A 19,727-nucleotide genomic window follows, 5' to 3' on the forward strand; every position below is an offset into this window, starting at 1 on the left:
CCATGCAGAAAGCCAACAACCTCAAAGAATACCGCGAGGAACTTCACGAAACGCTGGAAAACGATTTCCTGCGTACCACGCTGGACAACTTCGCCATTGCCTACCGTGCCGGTCGCGCCAACGCGTTCAAGGACATGGACGTCCGCGGATTGATCCAAGAGATCGCCGATTCCAAGGACGCCGCCGCCCAGAACGCCGAAGCCCTGTTCAAGGAGTTCAAGAAGAACGCCGAGGCCGCCGGTGTCCATGTGCACTTCGCCAAGGACGGCGATGAAGCCAACCGCATCATCACCAAGATCGCCAAGGACGCGGACTGCAAGAAGATCGTCAAGTCCAAGTCCATGACCGCCGAGGAGACGCTCCTCAACCACGACCTGGAAGACGCCGGACTCGAGGTCACCGAGACCGACCTGGGCGAGTGGATCATCCAGATGCGCCATGAGGGCCCGTCCCACATGGTCATGCCCGCCATCCACCTGTCCCGCTACCAGGTGGGCGACCTGTTCTCCGAAGTGACCGGCAAGAAACAGGACACCGACATCGACAAGCTGGTCAAGGTGGCCCGCCGCGAGCTGCGTCAGAAGTACGTCGAGGCCGACATGGGCATCTCCGGCGCCAACTTCGCCATCGCCGAGACCGGCGGCATCGGCATCGTCACCAACGAGGGCAACGCCCGCTTGGTGACCACCCTGCCCCGCGTCCACGTCGCCCTGATGGGCATCGACAAGCTGCTGCCCAACCTGCGGGACGCCCTGCGCATCCTCAAGGTCCTGCCGCGCAACGCCACCGGCCAGCAGCTCACCTCCTACGTGACCTGGATCACCGGCAACAACGAGTGTCTGGCGGCCGAGGACGGCAGGAAGGAAATCCACTACGTGGTCCTGGACAACGGCCGCAGCGAGCTGATCAAGGATCCGCTCTTCTCCCAGGTCAACCGGTGCGTGCGCTGCGGCGCCTGCGCCAACGTCTGCCCGGTCTACCGGTTGGTCGGCGGCCACAAGATGGGCCACATCTACATCGGCGCCATCGGCCTGATCCTGACCTACTTCTTCCACGGCAAGGACAAGGCCAAGAACCTGGTCCAGAACTGCATCAACTGCGAGGCGTGCAAGGACGTCTGCGCGGGCGGCATCGACCTGCCGCGCCTGATCAAGGAGATCCACGCGCGCATCCAGGACGAGGACGGCCATCCGCTGCCCAGCTTCCTGCTCGGCAAGGTGCTCAAGAACCGCAAGCTGTTCCACACCCTGCTGCGCACCGCCAAGTGGGGCCAGAAGCCCGTGGCCGAGAAGGACGGTTTCATCCGCCATCTGCCCATGATCTTCTCCAAGGAGCACAAGTTCCGCGCCCTGCCGACCATCGCCGAGACCCCGTTCCGCGACTGGTGGGAGGAGAACCGGCCCCAGGTGGAGAATCCCAAGTACCGCGTGGCCCTGTTCTCGGGCTGCGTCCAGGACTTCGTCTACCCGGAACAGATGCAGGCGGCCGTGGACGTGTTCGCGGCCAACGGCGTGGCCATGGAGTTCCCGGAGAAGCAGTCCTGCTGCGGCCTGCCCGTGCAGATGATGGGCGAGATGAAGGCGTCGCGCGACGTGGCCGCGCAGAACCTGCGCGCGTTCGAGCCGGACGCCTACGACTACATCGTCACCCTGTGCGCCTCCTGCGCCGCGCACCTCAAGCACAACTATCCGAAGCTGGTCATGGACAAGCCGGCGCTGAAGCTGCGCGCCGACGCGTTCTCGGCCAAGATCATCGACTACTCGTCCTTCGTTAACGACGTGCTTAAAGTTGACGCAAAAGACTTTACGCCGAGCGGCGAAAAGGCTACCTATCACGCGCCCTGCCATCTGTGCAGGGGCTTGGACGTGCACGAAGCGCCGCGCCAGCTCATCGAAAAGAGCGGCCTGGAATACGTGGAGTGCGCCGAGGAAGAGGTCTGCTGCGGTTTCGGCGGCACCTTCTCCATGAAGTTCCCGGAACTCTCGGCCGAGCTGCTCAAGAAGAAGCTCGACAACGTCGAGGCCACCGGGGCGGACACCTTGCTGACCGACTGCCCCGGCTGCATCATGCAGCTGCGCGGCGGCCTCAAGCGCCGGGGGTCCAAGGTCCAGGTCAAGCATGTGGCCGAGGTCATGTCAAAGAACAAGAAATAACCGGCTCAGCCGTAACATTTGAGGCTCTCCGAAGGTAAGGACCGCAATCCGCAGAAGCAACACACCCTGCTTCCTCCTGAACGAACCGGCCTCAAACGGGTTCTCCGCCCATCCCACGGGCGGAGAACCCTCCTTATTTACAGCCCCGGGGGAAAAACATGTTTCAGAAGACTCCCTTTTGCTTCAAATTGTCCGTCGGGCTCTACGTGGCGACCCTGCTCGTCGCGGCCGTGGCGTCCGCTGTCTGCTACTTCCTGTTCGGCGCGTCCTCCATCGGCATGCCGTTCGTGACGGCCATGATCGCCGCCTTCGCCCTGCTGGGCGTGGTCGTATTGTGGGTCCTGCACAGCGCCATGGTCCGCCCGGCCGCCATGCTCTCGGACTTCACCGGCCACATGCTCGACGGTGAATACGGCCAGGCCGACTCCGACGCCCTGGCCGCCGCCGTGCCGGGGCTGGGCGTCCAGGTGGGCGAGCTGGCCACGCGCTACAAGGAGCGCCTCGGCTTCGCCCGCTCCATTCTGCACGGGCTGCCCATCCCCTGCTGCATCGTGGACAAGGCCCAGAAGGTCACCTTCCTGAACAAGGAATGTCTCCAGATGGTCGGCGCCAAGGGCAAGCCCGAAGATTTTTACGGCATGACCCTTTCTCAGGTCATGTACAAGGACGACCGCCGGGCCAAGATCGCCGACTGCATGGAGCAGGACACCCGCAACATGAACCTGGAGGCCGTCTTCACCCACGCGGACGGCGGGAAGGTCCACGTCCTGGCCAATCTTTTTCCCCTGCACGACGTGGAGGACAAGGTCACCGGCGGCTGCTGCCTGTACCTGGACACCACCGAAGTGAAACGCCACGAACAGGAAATCCTCAGCCAGAACGAGCGCATCTCCACCGCCGCCAAGGAGGCCATGGCCGTATCCGAGCAGCTGAGCGATTCATCCAGGACCCTGGAAGGACTGGTCGTCCAGGCGCGGCAGGGCTCGCGCATGCAGACCGACCGGACCACCGAGACCGCCGCCGCCATGGAGGAGATGAACGCCGCCGTTCTCGAGGTCGCCCGTTTCGCCCAGGAGGCGGCCCGCGACGCCAGGGAGGCCAACGACCAGGCCCGCGAGGGCGAGGCCGTGGTCGGCCAGGTCATCAAGGCCATTGACGAGGTCTCGCAGCACGCCACCGGGCTCAAGCAGTCCATGGAGCAGCTGGACCACCAGGCCGAGGAGATCGGCGTGGTCCTCGGCGTCATTGAAGATATCGCGGACCAGACCAACCTGCTGGCCCTGAACGCGGCCATCGAGGCCGCCCGCGCCGGGGAGGCCGGACGGGGCTTCGCCGTGGTCGCGGACGAGGTCCGCAAGCTGGCCGAGAAGACCATGAACGCCACCAGCGAGGTACATTCAGCGGTCAAGGGCATCCAGGAAGTGGCCCGGCAGAACGTGCAGGCCACGCAGACCGCCGTGGGCTCCGTGAACCGGAGCACCGAACTGGCGGGACGCTCGGGCGAGGCCCTGGCCTCCATCCTGTCCACCACCCGGGGCACGGCCGACCAGGTCCACTCCATCGCCACCGCCGCCGAGCAGCAGTCCGCCGCCAGCGAGCAGATCAGCGCGGCCACCTCGGAGGTGACCCGTGTCTGCGAGGAGACCGACGAACTCATGGTCAAGGCGTCCAAGGCCATCGACCACCTGGCCGAACTGGCCCGGCACCTGTCCGCCGTGGTCTCCGAGATGAAATAATTCCGCCCGCCCACGCGGGATAAAGAAAAGCCCCCTTGGCTACGGCCAAGGGGGCTTTTCTCTCAAAAACAGCCTCGCAGCTACTTAACGGCGTCCTTCAGGACCTTGCCGGGCTTGAACTGAGCGACCTTGCAGGCCGGGATGTTCAGAGCGGTGCCGGTGCGGGGGTTGCGACCGGTGCGGGCCTTGCGCTCGCTCACGCTGAAAGTGCCGAAGCCGGTCAGGGTCAGTTTGTTGCCGGCGGCCAATTCTTCCTGGATGGTGTCCAGGATGGCGTTCATGGAGGCCTCGGCCTGGGCTTTGGAAGTGCCGATCTTTTCAGCGATCTTCGCTACGAGTTCAGCTTTGGTCATAAAAAAACTCCTATAGTGGTTTATTGATGCTATTTACATATGACACGCAAATACGTCTTTCGTGTCATACACTCTCGCCAGGGTTATGGGAAGCCAAAAAGCGCTGCCCACGGAAAGTTCATACACAAAACCGGGAAGCTATGCCACCACTTCGAATGAATTTCAACTGATAATATAACAGGTCGGGAATGAGCCCTTCAACGCCTCCATGACCCGCTCCGCCTTGTCCCTGGATTTGAAGCTCCCGGCCTGGACGATATGCAGGAGCTGGCCGTCGCGGTCGACCACGGAGATACTCGCGCCGCTGTAGCCCTGATCCAGCAATTGTTTGTGCACGCGCAGGGCGTTGTCGCGCAAGGCAAAGGCGCCGACCCGGACACTGTAGAGCTTGTCCGACGTATCCGCAAGCCTGGTGGGCACGATGGCCGCGTCCAGGGAGGTGACCCGGACCTTGGCCACGCCGGTCTGCACGGTGCCGAGTTTCTGGGCCGCGCCGTAGGACAGGTCCAGGATGCGTTCGTTCACGAACGGCCCACGGTCGTTGATGGTCAGGACCACGGTGCGGTTGTTCTGCAGATTGGTCACCCGCACCCGGCTGCCCAGGGGCAGGGTCTTGTGCGCGGCGGACACGCCGTACATGTTGTAGGTCTGCCCGTTGGCCGTCTTCTTGCCGTGAAAGTCCGCCCCGTACCACGAAGCCAGGCCGATCTCGTCGTAGCCAGCCGCCGACTTGAGCGGATAGTACGTCCTGCCCAGGACCGTGTACGGCTTGGTTTTCGGATCGTACTGCCCCCGTTTGGAGGGCGGCGTGGAATAGACGTGCTGCGGATAGGGATTGACCGTACCGCATCCGGCCAGGGCCAGAAGGACCGATATGATGAATAAGGTTGTCAGGTGACGCATGCTTCCTCCGTCCTGCGCGCAGGGAACGGGAGATTATCTCGACTTAGTCTAGAAAACCGTAGAGGAAGTGGCCGCAAAAAGCAATGGCCCGCCGCGCATTGCCGCACGGCGGGAGCGTCCGGTTGGCTGGCCCGGTATATCTCACGACTTTACGCCATGGCGACCACGACGCAATGAGGCCATCCTGAACCGATACGAATAGCTCAGCGACGATGCACGTAGCGTGGCTTGACCATGTTCTCGGGCTTGAGGATGTCGTCCAGCTCCTCTCGGCTGAGATAGCCCTTCTCCAGGACGATCTCGTACACCGAGCCGCCCGTCTTCATCGCTTCCTTGGCGATCTCGGCGGACTTCTCGTAGCCGATGTACGGGTTCAGGGCCGTGACCAGGCCGATGGAGTGCTCGACCATCTCGCGGCACCGCTCGCGGTTGGCGGTGATGCCCAGGACGCACTTGTCGGCCAGGGTCAGGCAGGCACGCCGCAGCATGTTCATGGACTGGAAAAGGGAATAGCCGATGATCGGCTCCATGACGTTGAGCTCCAGCTGTCCGGCCTCGCAGGCCATGGTCACGGTCATGTCGTGGCCAACCACGGTGAAGGCCACCTGGTTGACCACCTCGGGGATGACCGGATTGACCTTGCCCGGCATGATCGAGGAGCCGGGCTGCATGGGCGGCAGGTTGATCTCGTTCACCCCGCAGCGCGGCCCGCTGGAGAGCAGGCGCAGGTCGTTGCATATCTTGGACAGTTTCACGGCGGCGCGCTTGAGCACCCCGGACAGCTGGACGTAGGCGCCGGTGTCCTGGGTGGCCTCCACCAGATCCGGGGAGGAGACCAGCTGCAGGGTGGTCAGCCGGACCAGTTTTTCCGTGACCGTGCGGGCGTAGTCCGGGTGGGAGTTGAGCCCGGTGCCGATGGCCGTTGCCCCCATGTTGATCTCATGGACCAGGGCCTGCGCCTCGTCCATCCGCTGGATGTCCTCGCCGATGGTCACGGCCCAGGCGGAAAACTCCTGGCCGAGGGTCATGGGCACCGCGTCCTGCAGCTGTGTGCGGCCCATCTTGATGACGTCGCCGAACTCCTCGCCCTTGCGTTTGAAAGCCTTGCGCAGGTAGGCCATGGCGTCGATGAGCTCGCGGATATCCAGGATCAGGGCGATGTTCAGGGCGGACGGGTACACGTCGTTGGTGGACTGGGACATGTTCACGTGGTTCAGGGGGTGGAGGTGCTCGTACTCCCCCCTGGCGTGGCCCAGATACTCCAGGGCGCGGTTGCAGACGACCTCGTTGGCGTTCATGTTGGCCGAGGTGCCCGCCCCGCCCTGGACCACGTCGACCACGAACTGGTCATGCAGCCTGCCGTCCAGGATGTCCTCGCAGGCCCGGCAGATGGCTCGGCACTTGTCCTCGTCCAGCAACCCCAGGGATGCGTTGGCCTCGGCCGCGGCCATCTTGACGTAGGCCAGGGCGTTGATCATCCGGGGGTAGTGGGACATGGGGATGCCCGAAATATGGAAATTGTCCAGGGCGCGCCGGGTCTGGACGCCATAGTAGGCGTCCTCGGGCACGGCCACTTCGCCGAGACTGTCGTGTTCAATCCGCATTTTGGTCATGGATTTCCTCCTTTAATGAAAACGGTGCGCGGACCAGTACTCCACGTCCGGACTGATTTGCAGCATGCCGGTCTCCTGGGCCAGCTCCACCAGCAACACGCAGGTGAACACGCCCACCAACAGCCAGCCCAGCCGCCGGGTCCGGGTGCCGGACGCGCCCTGGCGCACGAGCAGGATGCCCGGCAGGATGCCGAACAGGGTGCCCACGCCGAACCCGCCGACCACATTCAGGGCCTCGAGAAAGATGTCCGGGTAGAGGGCGCCGATGCCCACGGGCGGCAGGAAGGTCAGCAGCCAGATCACCGATCGGCTGCGCACCCGCCCGCCCGCCACGTCCTTGAGAAAGGCGGTCAGGGCAACGCCCGTGGCGATGTACGAGGTGGTCATGGCCACCACCGCAAACCCGATGGAGGCTTCCACGAACAGGGGCGACCTGATGAGCTGGTCAAGGGGCACGGTGGCGGGCACCCCGGCCTTGAAGGCGGCTATGATGGACACGCCGTCCGCCGCTTCCATGGGCAGGGTGACCATGACGGCCACGGTCCACAACAGGGTCATGAACGCGCCGATGCCCGACCCGAGCCAGATGGCCCTGGTGACGGCCTTGCGGTCGTGGTTGAGCGTCCGGCACATAGTCGGGACCACGTTGTGGAAGTTGAAGGCCGTGACCAGGATGGGCAGTCCCGAAGTGAAGAAGGTCAGGTCCCCGGCGGCCAGGTCCGCCCGGCGGAAATGGGGCACGACCAGGACCAGCAAGACCCCGAACAGGAGCCACATGGCGGTCATGAGCAGGGCGTTCGATCGGCGCAGCACACCGCTGCCGAAGGAAGCCAGGAGCGTGGCCGCGCAGAAATAGATCAACAGCCATCCCCACTGGGGGAGGCCCAGGCCGAAGGAACTGGCCGCCACCGAGGCGACCCCGGCCAGATAGGCGGTCAGCAGACCGTAGAGGATGACCAGGTTGGCGGCCACGGAGAGCCACTTGCCGCAGGGCCCGAGCACGGCCTGGAAAAAGGTCGGCAGGTCGGCGTTTTCATTTTCCTTGAGGAACGGCTGGCGTGCGATGATCAGGCCGGTGGAGGTCATCACCGCCCACATGGCCAGGGCTCCCAGCACGGCGGGCAACAACCCGGACGGCCCGAGGTTGACGGGCAGCGCCAGGATGCCCGCTCCGACCATGTTTCCGGTGACGATAAGCGCCGTGGTCACCATCCTGCCGGTGGAAGGCGCGCCGCCATCCCCCGGCCTGCCCGAGCCTCCGGGAACGCTCCTGCCGCTCGTCATGCCTTTCCTCTCTCTCCCGGTCGGCGCAAAGGGGTTTTGCAGCGTCATTTCCGACCATTTTTCCGGGTTATTATTACCATTGCAATATACACCCATTCATGTAAAGCAGCGGCATGTTTTCGCCCGCCGCCATCCTGGGGAAGGTCCGATTCCTGCTGCCCGCCGCCGTCCTCGCCTCGTTTCTTCTCGCCTCGCCCCCCGGCCGGGCCGGAACCGGCGAGCCGGTGACCGTGACCGCCAACCAGGACATCATCAATTCCTACAACGAAATCCTGGCCCACTTCGACGGCGATCCCCTCAGCGTCACGCCGGACCTCCCGGCCGGACGGTATGACCGGACCGCCATCGAACTGGTCATCATCGCCCGGGCCTTGATCGTGGGCGGACTGAACCGGCCGGTCGTGTTCGTCAAGACGAGCAACGCCCGGCGCGCAGTGGAGGAGGTCCTCTGCGGCAACGCGGTCATGACCGGCCAGCAGCTCGACACCTCGGTCCTCAACGACAAGCAGAACATCGAGGACCTCTACCTCAGCGATCCCGTAACCCCTGTCGGAGAATTTCACAAGCTATTCTACTGTCTTCCGGAGAACAAAAAGGTGCTGGCCGCACGCAGTGTGGCGGAACTGAACCGCGCCGGGCGCGGCATCATCGGCACGGTCTGGGACAACGACAGGAAGGTGCTCGCCGACATGGGCGTGACCGATGTGATCCAGGCTCCCACATTTTCGTGCCTGATCAAGATGATCCTGGCGGGCCGTGCGGACTGGATTCCCATGGAGGCCAGCAACCATCCCGCCATGGAGCGGTTCATGGGAGGCCACCGGTTCGTCCCGGTGCCGGGCATTCGCTTCTCGCTCATCGAGAGCCGCCATTTCATGGTATCGCGCCACCATCCCGACGGCGAGGTGGTTTTCAACGCCCTGCAGGCCGGGCTCAAAAAACTCCGCCGCCGGGGATTCATCCGGGCCATGCTCGACGCCACGGGCTTCCACGAGACCGACCGCCTGGGCTGGAAGACCCTGAACCAGGACGCAATCGACCGCCGCCGGGCCGAGGCCGCCCCCGCGCCATAAACCATGCCGCGCGGGTGCATCGGCCGTTTTTTCCCGGCCGACGCCAAATCTCCACTTGCCAGCCGAACCGCTTTCGGTTAACCGCTTCCCTGCGCACTTGCGCCTATTACTTATTATTGGAGAAACCATGAGCAATAAAGTAAACAACAACGGACTTCGCAATATCGCCATCATCGCCCACGTCGACCATGGCAAAACCACCCTGGTGGACGCCATGTTCAAGCAGTCGGGCCTTTTCCGCGAAGGCCAGGACGTGGACGATCGCATCATGGACTCCATGGACCTGGAGCGGGAGCGCGGCATCACCATCGCCGCCAAGAACTGCTCCGTCTCCTGGAAGGGCACCAAGATCAACATCATCGACACCCCGGGCCACGCCGACTTCGGCGGGGAGGTGGAGCGCTCCCTGTCCATGGCCGACGGCGCCATCCTGCTGGTGGACGCCTCCGAAGGTCCCCTGCCCCAGACCCGCTTCGTGCTCAAGAAGGCCCTGGAGCAGAAACTTTCCCTGATGGTGGTCATCAACAAGGTCGACCGCCAGGACGCCCGCCCGGCTGAAGTGCTCAACGAGATCTACGACCTGTTCATCGACCTGGACGCGAACGAAGATCAGCTCGACTTTCCCCTGCTCTACGCCATCGGCCGCGACGGCATCGCCATGGAGTCCCCGGACGAACGCGGCGAGAACCTGCACATCCTCCTCGACATGATCGTGGACCACGTGCCCGGCCCGGTGCATGACCCGGACGAGCCCTTCCAGATGCTCGTCTCCGACCTGTCCTACTCCGACTACGTGGGCCGTCTGGCCATCGGCAAGGTCCACCACGGCGTGGCCAAGTCCAACGACCAGCTTCTGTGCATCGCCGACGGCGGCCGGACCGTGCCCCTCAAGGTGACCAAGCTGCAGACCTACGACGGCCTCCAGGTGGTCCCCACCGACACCTGCGAACCCGGCGACATCGTCGTCATCGCGGGTATCGAGGACGTGCACATCGGCGACACCATCTGCACCAAGGAAGACCCCAAGGCCCTGCCGCGCATCACCGTGGACGAGCCCACCGTGTCCATGCGCTTCGGCATCAACACCTCGCCCCTGGCCGGCCAGGAAGGCAAGCTGGTCCAGACCAACAAGATCCGCGAGCGGCTGCACAAGGAAACCCTGCTCAACGTGGCCATTCAGGTGGAGGACACCGAGGGCCGCGACGCCTACCTGGTCAAGGGACGCGGCGAGTTCCAGATGGCCATCCTGGTGGAGCAGATGCGCCGCGAAGGATTCGAGCTCTCCGTGGGCCGCCCCGAGGTCATTTTCAAGTACGAGGACGGCCAGAAGACGGAGCCCATCGAGCACCTGTACGTGGACTGCGACGAGAGCTTCATGGGCATCGTCACCGAGAAGATCCAGATCCGCAAGGGCCGCATGACCAACATGGTCAACCACGGCACCGGCCGGGTCCGCCTGGAGTTCTCGGTCCCGTCCCGTGCGCTGATCGGCTACCGCGACGAATTCCTGACCGACACCAAGGGCACCGGCATCATGAACTCCTACCTCGAGGGGTACGGCGAATACCGGGGCGAGTTCACCTCCCGGTACACCGGCTCCCTGGTGGCCGACCGCACGGGCAAGGCCGTGGCCTACGGCCTGTTCAACCTGGAGCCGCGCGGCCGCATCTTCGTGGTCCCCGGCGACCCGGTCTACGAGGGCATGATCATCGGCGAACACAACCGGGAGAACGACATCAACGTCAACCCGGCCAAGGAAAAGAAGCTGACCAACATGCGCGCCTCGGGCAAGGACGAAGCCGTCATCCTGACCCCGGTCAAACCCATGACCCTGGAATACGCCCTGAACTTCATCAAGGACGACGAGCAGGTCGAGGTCACCCCCCTGTCCATCCGCCTGCGCAAGATAGAGCTCTCGGCTCTGGTGCGGCATCGTGAGGAAGGAAAGAAAAAGAAGGCCTAGGGAAACGGCTATAAATAGCACAATACCAACAGGAAAGGCTGCGTTTCGGCGCAGCCTTTTTTGGTGCCTGAACCTTGGATAGAGGGAGCCTGATATCGCACCTTAATAGTATGAATTGACTGAACAATTGACACGTTGTTCCGCGATGAGCATAATCCGGCACAGTCTGGAAAAATACGTATCCCCTCTTTCAAGGAGTAAGGAAAATGTCCCATCGCTTCACCGCTTTCATCGCCTTCCTGGCCCTGGCGCTGCTCACGCTGGCGGGCACGGCCCAGGCGGAGCCGTCCGGCAAACTGATCATCTTCCACGCGGGCAGCCTGTCCGTGCCCTTCGCCGCCATCGAAAAGAATTTCGAAGCCAAGTATCCCAAGGTGGACGTCCTGCGCGAGGCGGGCGGCTCCACCAAGATGGCCCGGCTGATCTCCGAGGTGGGCAAGCCCGCCGACATCATGGCCTCGGCCGACTACGTGGTCATCGACAAGAGCCTGATCCCCAAATTCGCCTCATGGAACGTGCGCTTCGCCTCCAACCAGATGGTCCTGTGCTACACGGACAAGTCCAAGTTCGCCGATGAGATCAACTCCGACAACTGGGCCGACATCCTCCTGCGCAAGGGCGTGGTCTGGGGCCATTCCGACCCCAACCTCGACCCCGCGGGCTACCGTTCCCTGATGGTCCTGCAACTGGCCGAGAAGTTCTACAAGCGCGACGGCCTGTATGACCAGTTCCTGGCCAACCGGCCCGAGAAGAACATCCGGCCCAAGTCCGTGGAGCTCGTCTCCCTGCTCGAATCCGGGCACATGGACTACGCCTGGGAATACCTGTCCGTGGCCGTGCAGCACCATCTCAAGTACGTCACCCTGGACAACCACCTGAACCTCGGCGACTCGGCCCTGAACGACTTCTACGCCAACGCCAAGGTCAAGGTCACCGGCAAGAAGCCCGGCACCTTCATCGACCGCGTGGGCAAGTCCATCACCTACGGCATCACCAAGATCGACAAGGGGCCGAACCCCGAGGCGGCCGACGCCTTCCTGGCCTACCTGTTCGATCCCGAGGGCGGCCTGAAGATTCTCAAGGAAATGGGCCAGCCTCCGTTCGTCCCGGTGCGCACCACCGAGGCGGGCATGGCCAAGATGCCCGAAGTCCTCAAGCCCCTGGTGACCGTCGGCCAGTAACCCATGCCCGAAACGACCCTCCGGGGAGGGAGCGGCTTCATGCGCTCCCTCCCCGGCCGCATATTCCACGGGTGGATGCTCGCCTCGGCGGCACTGGTGCTGCTGTTCATCGGCCTGCCCATGCTGACCACCCTGGCCAGCCCCACCTGGGACGTCTTTGTCGAGACCCTGGGCGACGCCGATGTCATGAACTCGATCTGGCTGTCCATGTCCACCTCGGCCATGGCCGCGCTCATCGCCTTCGTCTTCGGCACCCCGCTCGCCTTTCTCCTGGCGCGCCACGAATTTCCCGGCAAGAAGGTGGTTGAGAGCCTGGTGGACCTGCCGATCATGATCCCCCACCCGGTTGTGGGCATCGCCCTGCTCGGCCTGACCAGCCCGAACACCGCCTTCGGCCGATTGCTCCAGACCATGGGCATCGAGATCATGGGCACGACCACCGGTATCGTGGCCGTACTGGTCTTCGTGGGCGTGCCGTTCTACGTCAACGCCGCCAAGTCGGGCATGGAGTCCATTCCCCGGCGGCTGGAGAACGTCTCGCGCTCGCTCGGGGCCGGGGCCGGGGCCACATTTTTCCGCGTCACCCTGCCGCTCTGCTGGCGCTACATGCTGGTCGGCATGATCATGTGCATGGCCCGCGCCCTGTCCGAATTCGGGGCCATCATCATCGTGGCCTACCACCCCATGGTCGCCCCGGTGCTCATGTACGAGCGGTTCACGGCCTACGGCCTGCAATACTCCCAGCCCGTGGCCGTCATCCTCATCATGGTCAGTCTGGTCTTCTTCCTGCTCCTGCGTTCCCTGTCGCTGCCCAAGGGGAACAACTCGTGATCCGCCTGACCGACCTGACCATCCGTTTTTCCGGTTTCACCCTGGACCACGTCTCCCTGCACGTCCGTCCCGGAGAATTCTTCGCCCTCATGGGCTCCACGGGCTCGGGAAAGACCCTGGTCCTGGAGTCCGTGGCCGGGCTGATCAAGCTCGACGAGGGGTCCGTGGTCATCGGCGGCCGCGACGTGACCCGGCTCGCCCCGGAGGAGCGCAAGGTCAGCCTGGTCTACCAGGACCACGCCCTGTTCCCGCACCTGAGCGTGCTGCAAAACGTCATGTACGGCCAGCGCTACCACGGCATCGGCAAGGAGGAAGGCAGGCGCGAGGCCCGTAAGCTGCTCGAGGCCTTAAGCCTGTCGCGGCTGGAGAACCGGCGGCCCGAGCACCTGTCCGGCGGCGAAAAACAGCGCACGGCCCTGGCCCGCGCCCTGGCCTGCCGCCCGGACGTGGTCCTGCTGGACGAACCCCTGTCCTCCCTGGACCCGCAATTTCGCGGCGAACTCAGACGGACCCTGAAGAACGTGCACGAGACCACCGGGACGACCTTCCTGATGGTCACCCACGACTTCACGGACGCCATGATCCTGGCCGAGCGCGGCGCGGTCATCAAGGACGGCCGCCTGCACCAGCAGGACACGGTGGCCAACATCTTCCGCCGCCCGGCCACGCCGTTCACCGCCTCCTTCGTGGGCATGACCAACGTGTTCCCGGCCAGCTACGCGCAAGGGTGCTGCACCTTCGCGGGCCACGCCTTCGAGGGGCTGCCCGAACTCCCCGTGTGGGCGCAGGGCTTCGCGGCCCTGCGGCCGGAAGACGTGTTCGTGGGGAGCGCCGGGGATTTCCCGGAGGACTGGCACGTACTGCGGGGGACCGTGGAACGGCTGGAGCGCGAGGGGTTCACCTGGACCGCCGTGGTGCGCTGCGGCGACCAGACCGTGACCGCCCTGGTGGACCGCCACATGGTCCTCAACAGGGGACTGGAAAGCGGCTCCGAGGTGACCGTCGGCTTTGCCGGGGAGCACCTCCACCACATGCCCGAAGTGGATTAGCCCCGGCTCTGCACCGAGATGTAGAGCATCAGCCCACCCATGGTCAGCGCGATGCCGAGCCAGCCCAAGAGGCCGGGCAGGACGTGCCCCAGCAAAACAGCCTCGCCCGCCAGGGAAAAGACCACTTCCATGGACTGCGTGCAGTCGGCGGCGGCCAGCTCGGCCGTGGATCCGGCGGTGTTGCGGGCCACCAGGAACAGGCTGGTGGCGACCACGCCCGAACAGGCGGCCACGATCGCCGTCTGGATCAGCTGGCCCGTGGACGGGAGCGGCGGCGCGGTGACCGCGATGAGCGCGAACCACAGCGGCAGCGAGCCGATGGTCAGCAGCAGCACGCGGCAAAAGGGATCGTCCATGGCCGGGTGGTCGATATGCGGCAGAAAACTCTTCTCGCCCCGCCGCGCCTCCCAGACCAGCTGGTTGCCGAAGGGGTAGGCGAAGGCCGCAACCAGCACGGGCAGCGCGCCCAGCAGGACCTCGCGCAGGCCGGATTCCGTGGCCTGCTCCAGGTTGATCAGGACCACGCCCGCGAAGATGAGCGCGGTCAGGGCCAGCGCCTTAAGCGGCACCCTGCGCCCGAAGCCGAGCAGGACCAGCGGCGCGGCCAGGATGGTGGTCTGCCAGGTGGCCGCCACCACCCAGCCCGGCGCGAACACCGAGCTGAAGGTGATCAAGGCGTAGAACACGCCGAAGCCGACCGAACCGGCCACGGTCCAGAAGCCCCAGTGGCGCAGGAAGAGCCGGACCGAGTCCGCGGCCAGCCGTCCCTTGCCCGTGGCCGCCAGCCAGCCGAAGAGCATGACCAGCATCCAGAAATAGCGCAGGGATGCGGACCAGACCCAGTGCCCGCCTTCCAGGCTCATGGCCCGGTTAAGCACGAAGGTGGAGGAGAAAAAGAGCGCGGCGAGCACGCCCAGGAGGATGATGCGAAACATGTACGGAACCGCTTAGAGAAAGAAGAGGTAGATGGCCGCGCTGGCCATGATCACGCCGAACAGGATCAGCTCCGGAACCACGTAGAGGTCGCCGGAGTCGAAACCCAGCTCCCTCTCGAGACGGTAGTACCGCCAGCCCGCGAAGAGCACCAGCACCGGGCCGCCCACAAAGGCGGACTTGCCGAGCACGGCCAGCTCCGAGATCACCCGCGCGGGCACTTCGGCCTTTTGCAGGGCCACGAAAGTGTCGACCTTTTCCAGCAGGAAGCCGAAGGTCATGAAGGCCAGGGCCGTCCGGCACCAGGCCAGGAAGGTCCGCCGATTGGCCAGCCGGGTCCGCTTCACGGCCATGTCGCAGCGCTGGCGGGCCAGAACGTTGCGTTCGCGCGCCAGTTCGGTGCGCAGGTCCTCGGAACTCTTGTCGGTCATCTGTCGCCTCCGCTGCCCGAACTACCAGATTCTTTGCCGAATGTCCCGGCCGCAGCGTTGACTTTGTCGCCTCAACCGGTACTATCATCATAGTTGTTACACAGATACGGGGCCAGAATCGACCATGAGAGTACCCTTCGTCAAGCAATCGACCCGCGACTATTACCGCGCATGCCGCGAGAACGGCATGTCCCTCTTCGAATTCATCCACGGCTACGTCTACGGCCGGTGGTGCTACCACTACATCGGTCTGGCCGGGGACAAGGACCCGTGGTGGCGCTGGCTGTGGGTCCCGCTGGTCTTCATCATCGACCGCGTCCACCCGTTCAAGGAGACCGACGCGCACCGCTCGGGCGACCCGAACCAGACCAAGGCCACCTGGAGCGACGCCTACCACGGAAAGGCCATGCCGCTGGGCGAGGCCACCAAACTGATCCGTCTGAACCGCCCGGTGAACACCGCCCTGCCCGAGACCGTGCTGCCCTACACCCGGGCGCGCGACATCATCCTGGGCAACCCGGAAAAGATCGTCCTACTGGACTGCCCCTGCCGCGCGGGCATGAAGAACCCGTGCACGCCCACCGAGGTCTGCCTGCTCATCGGCGACCCGTTCGCCTCGTTCATGCTCGAACACCACCCGGACAAGACGCGGCTGATTTCGGCGGACGAAGCCGTGGCCATCGTCAAAGCCGAGCAGGCGCGCGGTCACGTGTCCCACGCCTTTTTCAAGGACATCGCCATCGGCAAGTTCTACGCCATCTGCAACTGCTGCTCCTGCTGCTGCGGGGCCATGAAGGCCCACGCCATGGGCATCCCCATGGTCTGCTCCTCGGGCTACCTGGCCCAGGTGGACACCGGGCTGTGCACCCGATGCGGGACCTGCGCCCGGAAGTGCCAGTTCAAGGCTGTCGGCTTCAACAAGGAAGGCGCGTTCATCCGCGAGGATCGCTGCATGGGCTGCGGCGTGTGCACGCTTTCCTGTAGCAAGGACGCCATCACCTTGCGGTTGGCCCCTGAAAAGGGAGAGCCCCTTCTTGTTGAAAAGCTGACGTAGGGCGCGGGGGGCGGCTTCCGATAGCGGGCCATCTGCGCAATAAATAAAAGCCGGACCGCGAGTGCGCTCGCGGTCCGGCTTTTCATGTCGTGCAGCCCGGCGTCAGGCCAGGGTGATGGTCAGGGGGATGATGTGGAGTTCGCGTGAAATTTCGCGGGTGTTGCCGAGCTTCCAGTCCGCGGACGGGGCTCCGGCGGCCCGGGCCACGGCTTGGGCGATGCCGTTCAGGTTGATGACCGGGTGCCGGGAGAAGACCTGGGGCAGGCCGTAGGTCAGGTTGCAGGCCAGGCATTTGCCGGGGCGCTGCAAGAGTTTGAGTTCGAAATCCAGGTCCTGGCCCCGGTTTCCGGAAAAGGCCAGACAGATGTCGTAGCTGCCTTCCTCGGCGTCGCCGAACAGGGCCTCGAAAAAGGCCTCGGTCCGCTCGGGCGGGAAGATGGTCTGCAAGGTGTCCTCGGTAAAGATCTGGCCGTATGGGCTCATGAACGGTCCCCCAAAAAACGTATGGTTTAGCTGTATCGTCTACTCGGGCAAGGGCAGGTATTTACCTAAAAACCCCGCACCGGGCAAGGCAATCCGGCGCGCATTTACCGAGCTCGTTAGACGTACAGGAAAAAGAGGGCCACGCCCGAGGCCAGAAAAACCAGGCACGGGGCCACCACCTTGCGCCAGGTCCGGCCCAGGTCGCACTGGAAGTACTCACAGGTCAGAATGAAGCAGATGTGGATGGGCGAGATCATCACGCCGGTGAAGCCGCAGAAGGTGGCCAGGACGATGTACGGCACGGTCTGATCCTGCATGCCCAGCGAGGAAAGCACACCGAGCAGCAGCGGAAAGGTGGCGCCCACGAAGGCCACGTTGATGCCCGCGACCATGCCCACCAGGAACGGCAGGAAGGCGGCCGAGGCGAACAGGGCCGCGTCGCCGCCCGCCACGCGGGCCATTTCCGTGACCACGCCCGCGGCCTGGAGGATGTCCTTGAAGACGAAGATGGCGCAGATGACCGAGATCATGGACCACAGGGACCGCTTGGTCAGCACCTGACGCAGAAAGCTCGCCCCGAGCTGGGTGTTCTGGGCCATGACGCAGACCACGGCGGCGGCCAGGGCCGCGACCACGCCGAACTCGAAGGGGATGGACGGGGCCAGGGCCGCGATGGCGGTTTCCAGCCCGATGGCCCCGACGATGGCGATGAGCAGGGGCATGCCCTCGCGCAGGGCGGCGGATTTGCTGCGCGTGGTCAGGGGCATGGGCACGGTCAGGTCCTTGGCCCCGAGCACGCCGGGCCGCAAAAAGAAAAACCAGCCGGTCAACAGCATGATCGGGGTGCCGGGCCAGGTGTAGGAGACGAGGTCGATGATCTGGAGGTCGGCCAGGGCCAGGGTCAGGATGATGCCCGGATACAGCGGCCAGACCAGCTCCCAGATGTGGCGGAACCAGTAGTTGAGCACGGCCCGGTCCGAATTGGAAATGCGCATGTCCTCGGACACGGTCTTGATCATGGGCGCGGAAAAGACCGCGCCGCCGGGCATGGGCAGCAGCCCGATGAGCGCCGGGAAAAAGACAAGCCGGAGCCTCGGGCTGGTCAGAAAGCCGGACAGCGCCTCCATGAGCCGCTTGGACTGGCCGGACCGCTCCATGGCGTCGCTCAGAATGAGGATGAGGCCGACAATGGCCGCCAGAAACAGGAACTTGTCCTGGGTCAGGGCCAGGACGCCGGTCTTGGCGATGGGCAGGGGCGCCATGCCGAAGAGCAGCCCCATGGCCACCCCGCCCGCCAGGATGGACAGCCCCAGGCCGACGCGCAGGCGCATGCCGGCCAGCATGAGCAGGAAGGAAAAGAGGACCTTGAGAAAGGGAGCGAGGGTGACGAGCAGCGAGTCCATGCGAAAATCCTTGTGGGTAGAAGCGGAGACGATGTCGGGGACCAGCCCAGCTTCCGTCCTTCGGGGTCAAAATGCAAGCAAAAGCCGCAGGCTCCGGCCGGGAACGACGAGACGGCGAGTGCCTGCGGCCCCTTGCCCGGACCGGCGCATTGCGTTACAGAGTAGGTCGCAGGCAAGCCTATCACCAAGCAGAGACATGGAAATACGAGCATGAACAAGAAACAGATACGAGCCCATATTTTCGCCACCATCATCAACAAGGTCGAGGAGCAGGACGAAACCCGCCGCCTGGAGGCCCTGAACGAATTCCTGGCCGTGACCGGCACCTCGGGCAACGCCCCGGAGCAGATAGCCAGCCTGATCCCGCCCATCATGCACGACCTCTACGAGAAGTGGATCACCATGTTCATCGACCGGCTGCTCGAGACGGTGGACGTGGCGAACATCGAACTGCTGTGCGACGGGTCCGACGACAACAACGCCGCCCTGGTCCTGGCCTACGTCATGTTCCTGGAGTCCGCGCGCATGGAGAAGCAGATCGACGAGGACCTGCGCCAGCACGGCATGAAGAGCTCTGGACAGGACGACCTGGGCGACGTGGCCGCCAGCTACATCCGCACCCAGATGGCCAAGATCGCCCAGCAGATGGGCGACGACGAGCCCAAGGGCCACTGCTAGCCGCCCGCCCAGGACGCGAAAACGCCCCGCCACCATATGGTGACGGGGCGTTTTCGCGTCCTGGGCGGCGGAGATCAACCCACGGCGTCACCGGATTCGGCGATGGCCTTTTCCACGGCCAGGGCGATGTCCTCGTCCGGGTCGGGCTGGTGGGTCTCGATGAGCCCCAGCTGCAGGTTCAGTTCGCGCATGACCTTCACGGCGGACGGGTTGAAATAGCGGGACCATACGCCCGGGGTCTTTTCGGGCCGCCCGAGCCGGACCAGGGTCAGCCCAAGATAGAGAAAGGCGTCCTGGTAGTTCTGGTCGATGCGCAGGGTACGCTCGAACTCGAGCTTGGCCTGGCGGTACATGCCGAGCTTATAGGAACAGACCCCGAGGCGGTAGCGCACGTCCGCGTCGTTCTTGTCCAGTTCGAGGCACTCCTTGTATTTGAGGCGCGCCTCTTCCCAGTTGTTGTCCACGTACAGCGCGTTGGCCGCCTTGACCACCTCGATGCCCCCGGCGGTGGAAGCCACGGGCTGTTCGTCCTCCTTCTTGATGCGGCGCACGGCCCCGAACAGGAAGTTGCGGCGGGATTTGTCGATCTTTTTTTCGGCCATGTTT

18 protein-coding genes are annotated in these 19,727 nt (G+C 64.2%); 9 read left to right on the plus strand and 9 right to left on the minus strand.

The window, feature by feature from the left end:
* Positions 1-2 precede the first annotated feature (2 nt).
* Positions 3-2,153, plus strand: a complete 2,151-nt coding sequence (gene ldhH, locus ACR42D_RS12780; RefSeq protein ID WP_484567174.1) for an L-lactate dehydrogenase (quinone) large subunit LdhH — start codon at positions 3-5, stop codon at positions 2,151-2,153.
* Between the two features lie 158 nt (positions 2,154-2,311).
* A complete protein-coding gene (locus ACR42D_RS12785; protein ID WP_484567175.1) occupies positions 2,312-3,889 on the plus strand; it encodes a methyl-accepting chemotaxis protein in 1,578 nt (525 codons plus the stop codon).
* Positions 3,890-3,969: 80 nt separating this feature from the next.
* Here the strand turns inward: ACR42D_RS12785 and ACR42D_RS12790 are convergent, their stop codons facing one another.
* The 4 genes from ACR42D_RS12790 to ACR42D_RS12805 form a co-directional block, all read right to left on the minus strand.
* Entirely contained in the window at positions 3,970-4,242 is a 273-nt protein-coding gene (locus ACR42D_RS12790; RefSeq protein WP_071544172.1) for an HU family DNA-binding protein, read from the minus strand.
* Positions 4,243-4,404: 162 nt separating this feature from the next.
* On the minus strand, positions 4,405-5,145 hold the full coding sequence (locus tag ACR42D_RS12795; RefSeq protein ID WP_484567176.1) for a septal ring lytic transglycosylase RlpA family protein: 741 nt from the start codon (positions 5,143-5,145) through the stop codon (positions 4,405-4,407).
* A 203-nt stretch (positions 5,146-5,348) separates the two neighbouring features.
* Positions 5,349-6,758, minus strand: a complete 1,410-nt coding sequence (aspA, locus tag ACR42D_RS12800) for an aspartate ammonia-lyase (protein ID WP_484567177.1) — start codon at positions 6,756-6,758, stop codon at positions 5,349-5,351.
* A gap of 12 nt (positions 6,759-6,770) precedes the next feature.
* A complete protein-coding gene (locus ACR42D_RS12805; RefSeq protein WP_484567178.1) occupies positions 6,771-8,042 on the minus strand; it encodes an aromatic amino acid transport family protein in 1,272 nt (423 codons plus the stop codon).
* 113 nt (positions 8,043-8,155) lie between these two features.
* On the opposite strand from ACR42D_RS12805, the gene ACR42D_RS12810 reads away from it, so the two are divergent.
* From ACR42D_RS12810 to ACR42D_RS12830, 5 genes are all read left to right on the plus strand, one after another.
* Entirely contained in the window at positions 8,156-9,115 is a 960-nt protein-coding gene (locus ACR42D_RS12810) for a hypothetical protein (protein WP_484567179.1), read from the plus strand.
* 127 nt (positions 9,116-9,242) lie between these two features.
* A complete protein-coding gene (gene typA, locus ACR42D_RS12815; RefSeq protein ID WP_484567180.1) occupies positions 9,243-11,078 on the plus strand; it encodes a translational GTPase TypA in 1,836 nt (611 codons plus the stop codon).
* A 206-nt stretch (positions 11,079-11,284) separates the two neighbouring features.
* A complete protein-coding gene (gene wtpA / locus ACR42D_RS12820) occupies positions 11,285-12,259 on the plus strand; it encodes a tungstate ABC transporter substrate-binding protein WtpA (protein WP_484567181.1) in 975 nt (324 codons plus the stop codon).
* A 39-nt stretch (positions 12,260-12,298) separates the two neighbouring features.
* Positions 12,299-13,090 (plus strand): ABC transporter permease, encoded by a 792-nt coding sequence (locus ACR42D_RS12825; protein ID WP_484567182.1) that lies wholly within the window; start codon positions 12,299-12,301, stop codon positions 13,088-13,090.
* Entirely contained in the window at positions 13,087-14,139 is a 1,053-nt protein-coding gene (locus tag ACR42D_RS12830; RefSeq protein ID WP_484567183.1) for an ABC transporter ATP-binding protein, read from the plus strand. Before ACR42D_RS12825 ends, ACR42D_RS12830 begins: the two co-directional genes overlap by 4 nt.
* Here ACR42D_RS12830 and ACR42D_RS12835 read toward each other — a convergent pair.
* The gene (locus ACR42D_RS12835) at positions 14,136-15,074 is read right to left on the minus strand and encodes a DMT family transporter (protein WP_484567184.1); all 939 of its coding nucleotides are present in this window, start codon (positions 15,072-15,074) and stop codon (positions 14,136-14,138) included. The genes ACR42D_RS12830 and ACR42D_RS12835 overlap by 4 nt on opposite strands.
* Before the next feature lie 12 nt (positions 15,075-15,086).
* Positions 15,087-15,503 (minus strand): YidH family protein, encoded by a 417-nt coding sequence (locus tag ACR42D_RS12840; protein WP_484567185.1) that lies wholly within the window; start codon positions 15,501-15,503, stop codon positions 15,087-15,089.
* Positions 15,504-15,627: 124 nt separating this feature from the next.
* Between ACR42D_RS12840 and ACR42D_RS12845 the strand changes: the two genes are divergently transcribed.
* Entirely contained in the window at positions 15,628-16,557 is a 930-nt protein-coding gene (locus ACR42D_RS12845; RefSeq protein ID WP_484567186.1) for an ATP-binding protein, read from the plus strand.
* Positions 16,558-16,659: 102 nt separating this feature from the next.
* Here ACR42D_RS12845 and ACR42D_RS12850 read toward each other — a convergent pair whose 3' ends face one another.
* A complete protein-coding gene (locus tag ACR42D_RS12850) occupies positions 16,660-17,040 on the minus strand; it encodes a pancreas/duodenum homeobox protein 1 (protein ID WP_484567187.1) in 381 nt (126 codons plus the stop codon).
* Positions 17,041-17,156: 116 nt separating this feature from the next.
* Positions 17,157-18,443 carry a DUF401 family protein gene (locus tag ACR42D_RS12855; RefSeq protein WP_484567188.1) on the minus strand — a complete coding sequence of 429 codons (1,287 nt, stop codon included), beginning with the start codon at positions 18,441-18,443 and terminating at the stop codon, positions 17,157-17,159.
* Between the two features lie 210 nt (positions 18,444-18,653).
* On the opposite strand from ACR42D_RS12855, the gene ACR42D_RS12860 reads away from it, so the two are divergent.
* The gene (locus ACR42D_RS12860; protein ID WP_484567189.1) at positions 18,654-19,121 is read left to right on the plus strand and encodes a hypothetical protein; all 468 of its coding nucleotides are present in this window, start codon (positions 18,654-18,656) and stop codon (positions 19,119-19,121) included.
* Positions 19,122-19,195: 74 nt separating this feature from the next.
* On the opposite strand, the gene ACR42D_RS12865 is transcribed toward ACR42D_RS12860, so the two are convergent.
* Positions 19,196-19,723 (minus strand): tetratricopeptide repeat protein, encoded by a 528-nt coding sequence (locus ACR42D_RS12865; protein ID WP_484567190.1) that lies wholly within the window; start codon positions 19,721-19,723, stop codon positions 19,196-19,198.
* Positions 19,724-19,727: the final 4 nt, after the last annotated feature.

Origin of the sequence: Pseudodesulfovibrio sp. lm2024, from assembly GCF_051175575.1 — a bacterium.
Classification (GTDB): domain Bacteria; phylum Desulfobacterota; class Desulfovibrionia; order Desulfovibrionales; family Desulfovibrionaceae; genus Pseudodesulfovibrio; species Pseudodesulfovibrio caledoniensis.

Coding starts and splice junctions, on each gene's coding strand:
- ldhH (WP_484567174.1), top strand. CDS start 3: ATGCAGAAAGCCAACAACCTCAAAGAATACCGCGAGGAACTTCACGAA.
- ACR42D_RS12785 (WP_484567175.1), top strand. CDS start 2,312: ATGTTTCAGAAGACTCCCTTTTGCTTCAAATTGTCCGTCGGGCTCTAC.
- ACR42D_RS12790 (WP_071544172.1), bottom strand. CDS start 4,242: ATGACCAAAGCTGAACTCGTAGCGAAGATCGCTGAAAAGATCGGCACT.
- ACR42D_RS12795 (WP_484567176.1), bottom strand. CDS start 5,145: ATGCGTCACCTGACAACCTTATTCATCATATCGGTCCTTCTGGCCCTG.
- aspA (WP_484567177.1), bottom strand. CDS start 6,758: ATGACCAAAATGCGGATTGAACACGACAGTCTCGGCGAAGTGGCCGTG.
- ACR42D_RS12805 (WP_484567178.1), bottom strand. CDS start 8,042: ATGACGAGCGGCAGGAGCGTTCCCGGAGGCTCGGGCAGGCCGGGGGAT.
- ACR42D_RS12810 (WP_484567179.1), top strand. CDS start 8,156: ATGTTTTCGCCCGCCGCCATCCTGGGGAAGGTCCGATTCCTGCTGCCC.
- typA (WP_484567180.1), top strand. CDS start 9,243: ATGAGCAATAAAGTAAACAACAACGGACTTCGCAATATCGCCATCATC.
- wtpA (WP_484567181.1), top strand. CDS start 11,285: ATGTCCCATCGCTTCACCGCTTTCATCGCCTTCCTGGCCCTGGCGCTG.
- ACR42D_RS12825 (WP_484567182.1), top strand. CDS start 12,299: ATGCGCTCCCTCCCCGGCCGCATATTCCACGGGTGGATGCTCGCCTCG.
- ACR42D_RS12835 (WP_484567184.1), bottom strand. CDS start 15,074: ATGTTTCGCATCATCCTCCTGGGCGTGCTCGCCGCGCTCTTTTTCTCC.
- ACR42D_RS12840 (WP_484567185.1), bottom strand. CDS start 15,503: ATGACCGACAAGAGTTCCGAGGACCTGCGCACCGAACTGGCGCGCGAA.
- ACR42D_RS12845 (WP_484567186.1), top strand. CDS start 15,628: ATGAGAGTACCCTTCGTCAAGCAATCGACCCGCGACTATTACCGCGCA.
- ACR42D_RS12850 (WP_484567187.1), bottom strand. CDS start 17,040: ATGAGCCCATACGGCCAGATCTTTACCGAGGACACCTTGCAGACCATC.
- ACR42D_RS12855 (WP_484567188.1), bottom strand. CDS start 18,443: ATGGACTCGCTGCTCGTCACCCTCGCTCCCTTTCTCAAGGTCCTCTTT.
- ACR42D_RS12860 (WP_484567189.1), top strand. CDS start 18,654: ATGAACAAGAAACAGATACGAGCCCATATTTTCGCCACCATCATCAAC.
- ACR42D_RS12865 (WP_484567190.1), bottom strand. CDS start 19,723: ATGGCCGAAAAAAAGATCGACAAATCCCGCCGCAACTTCCTGTTCGGG.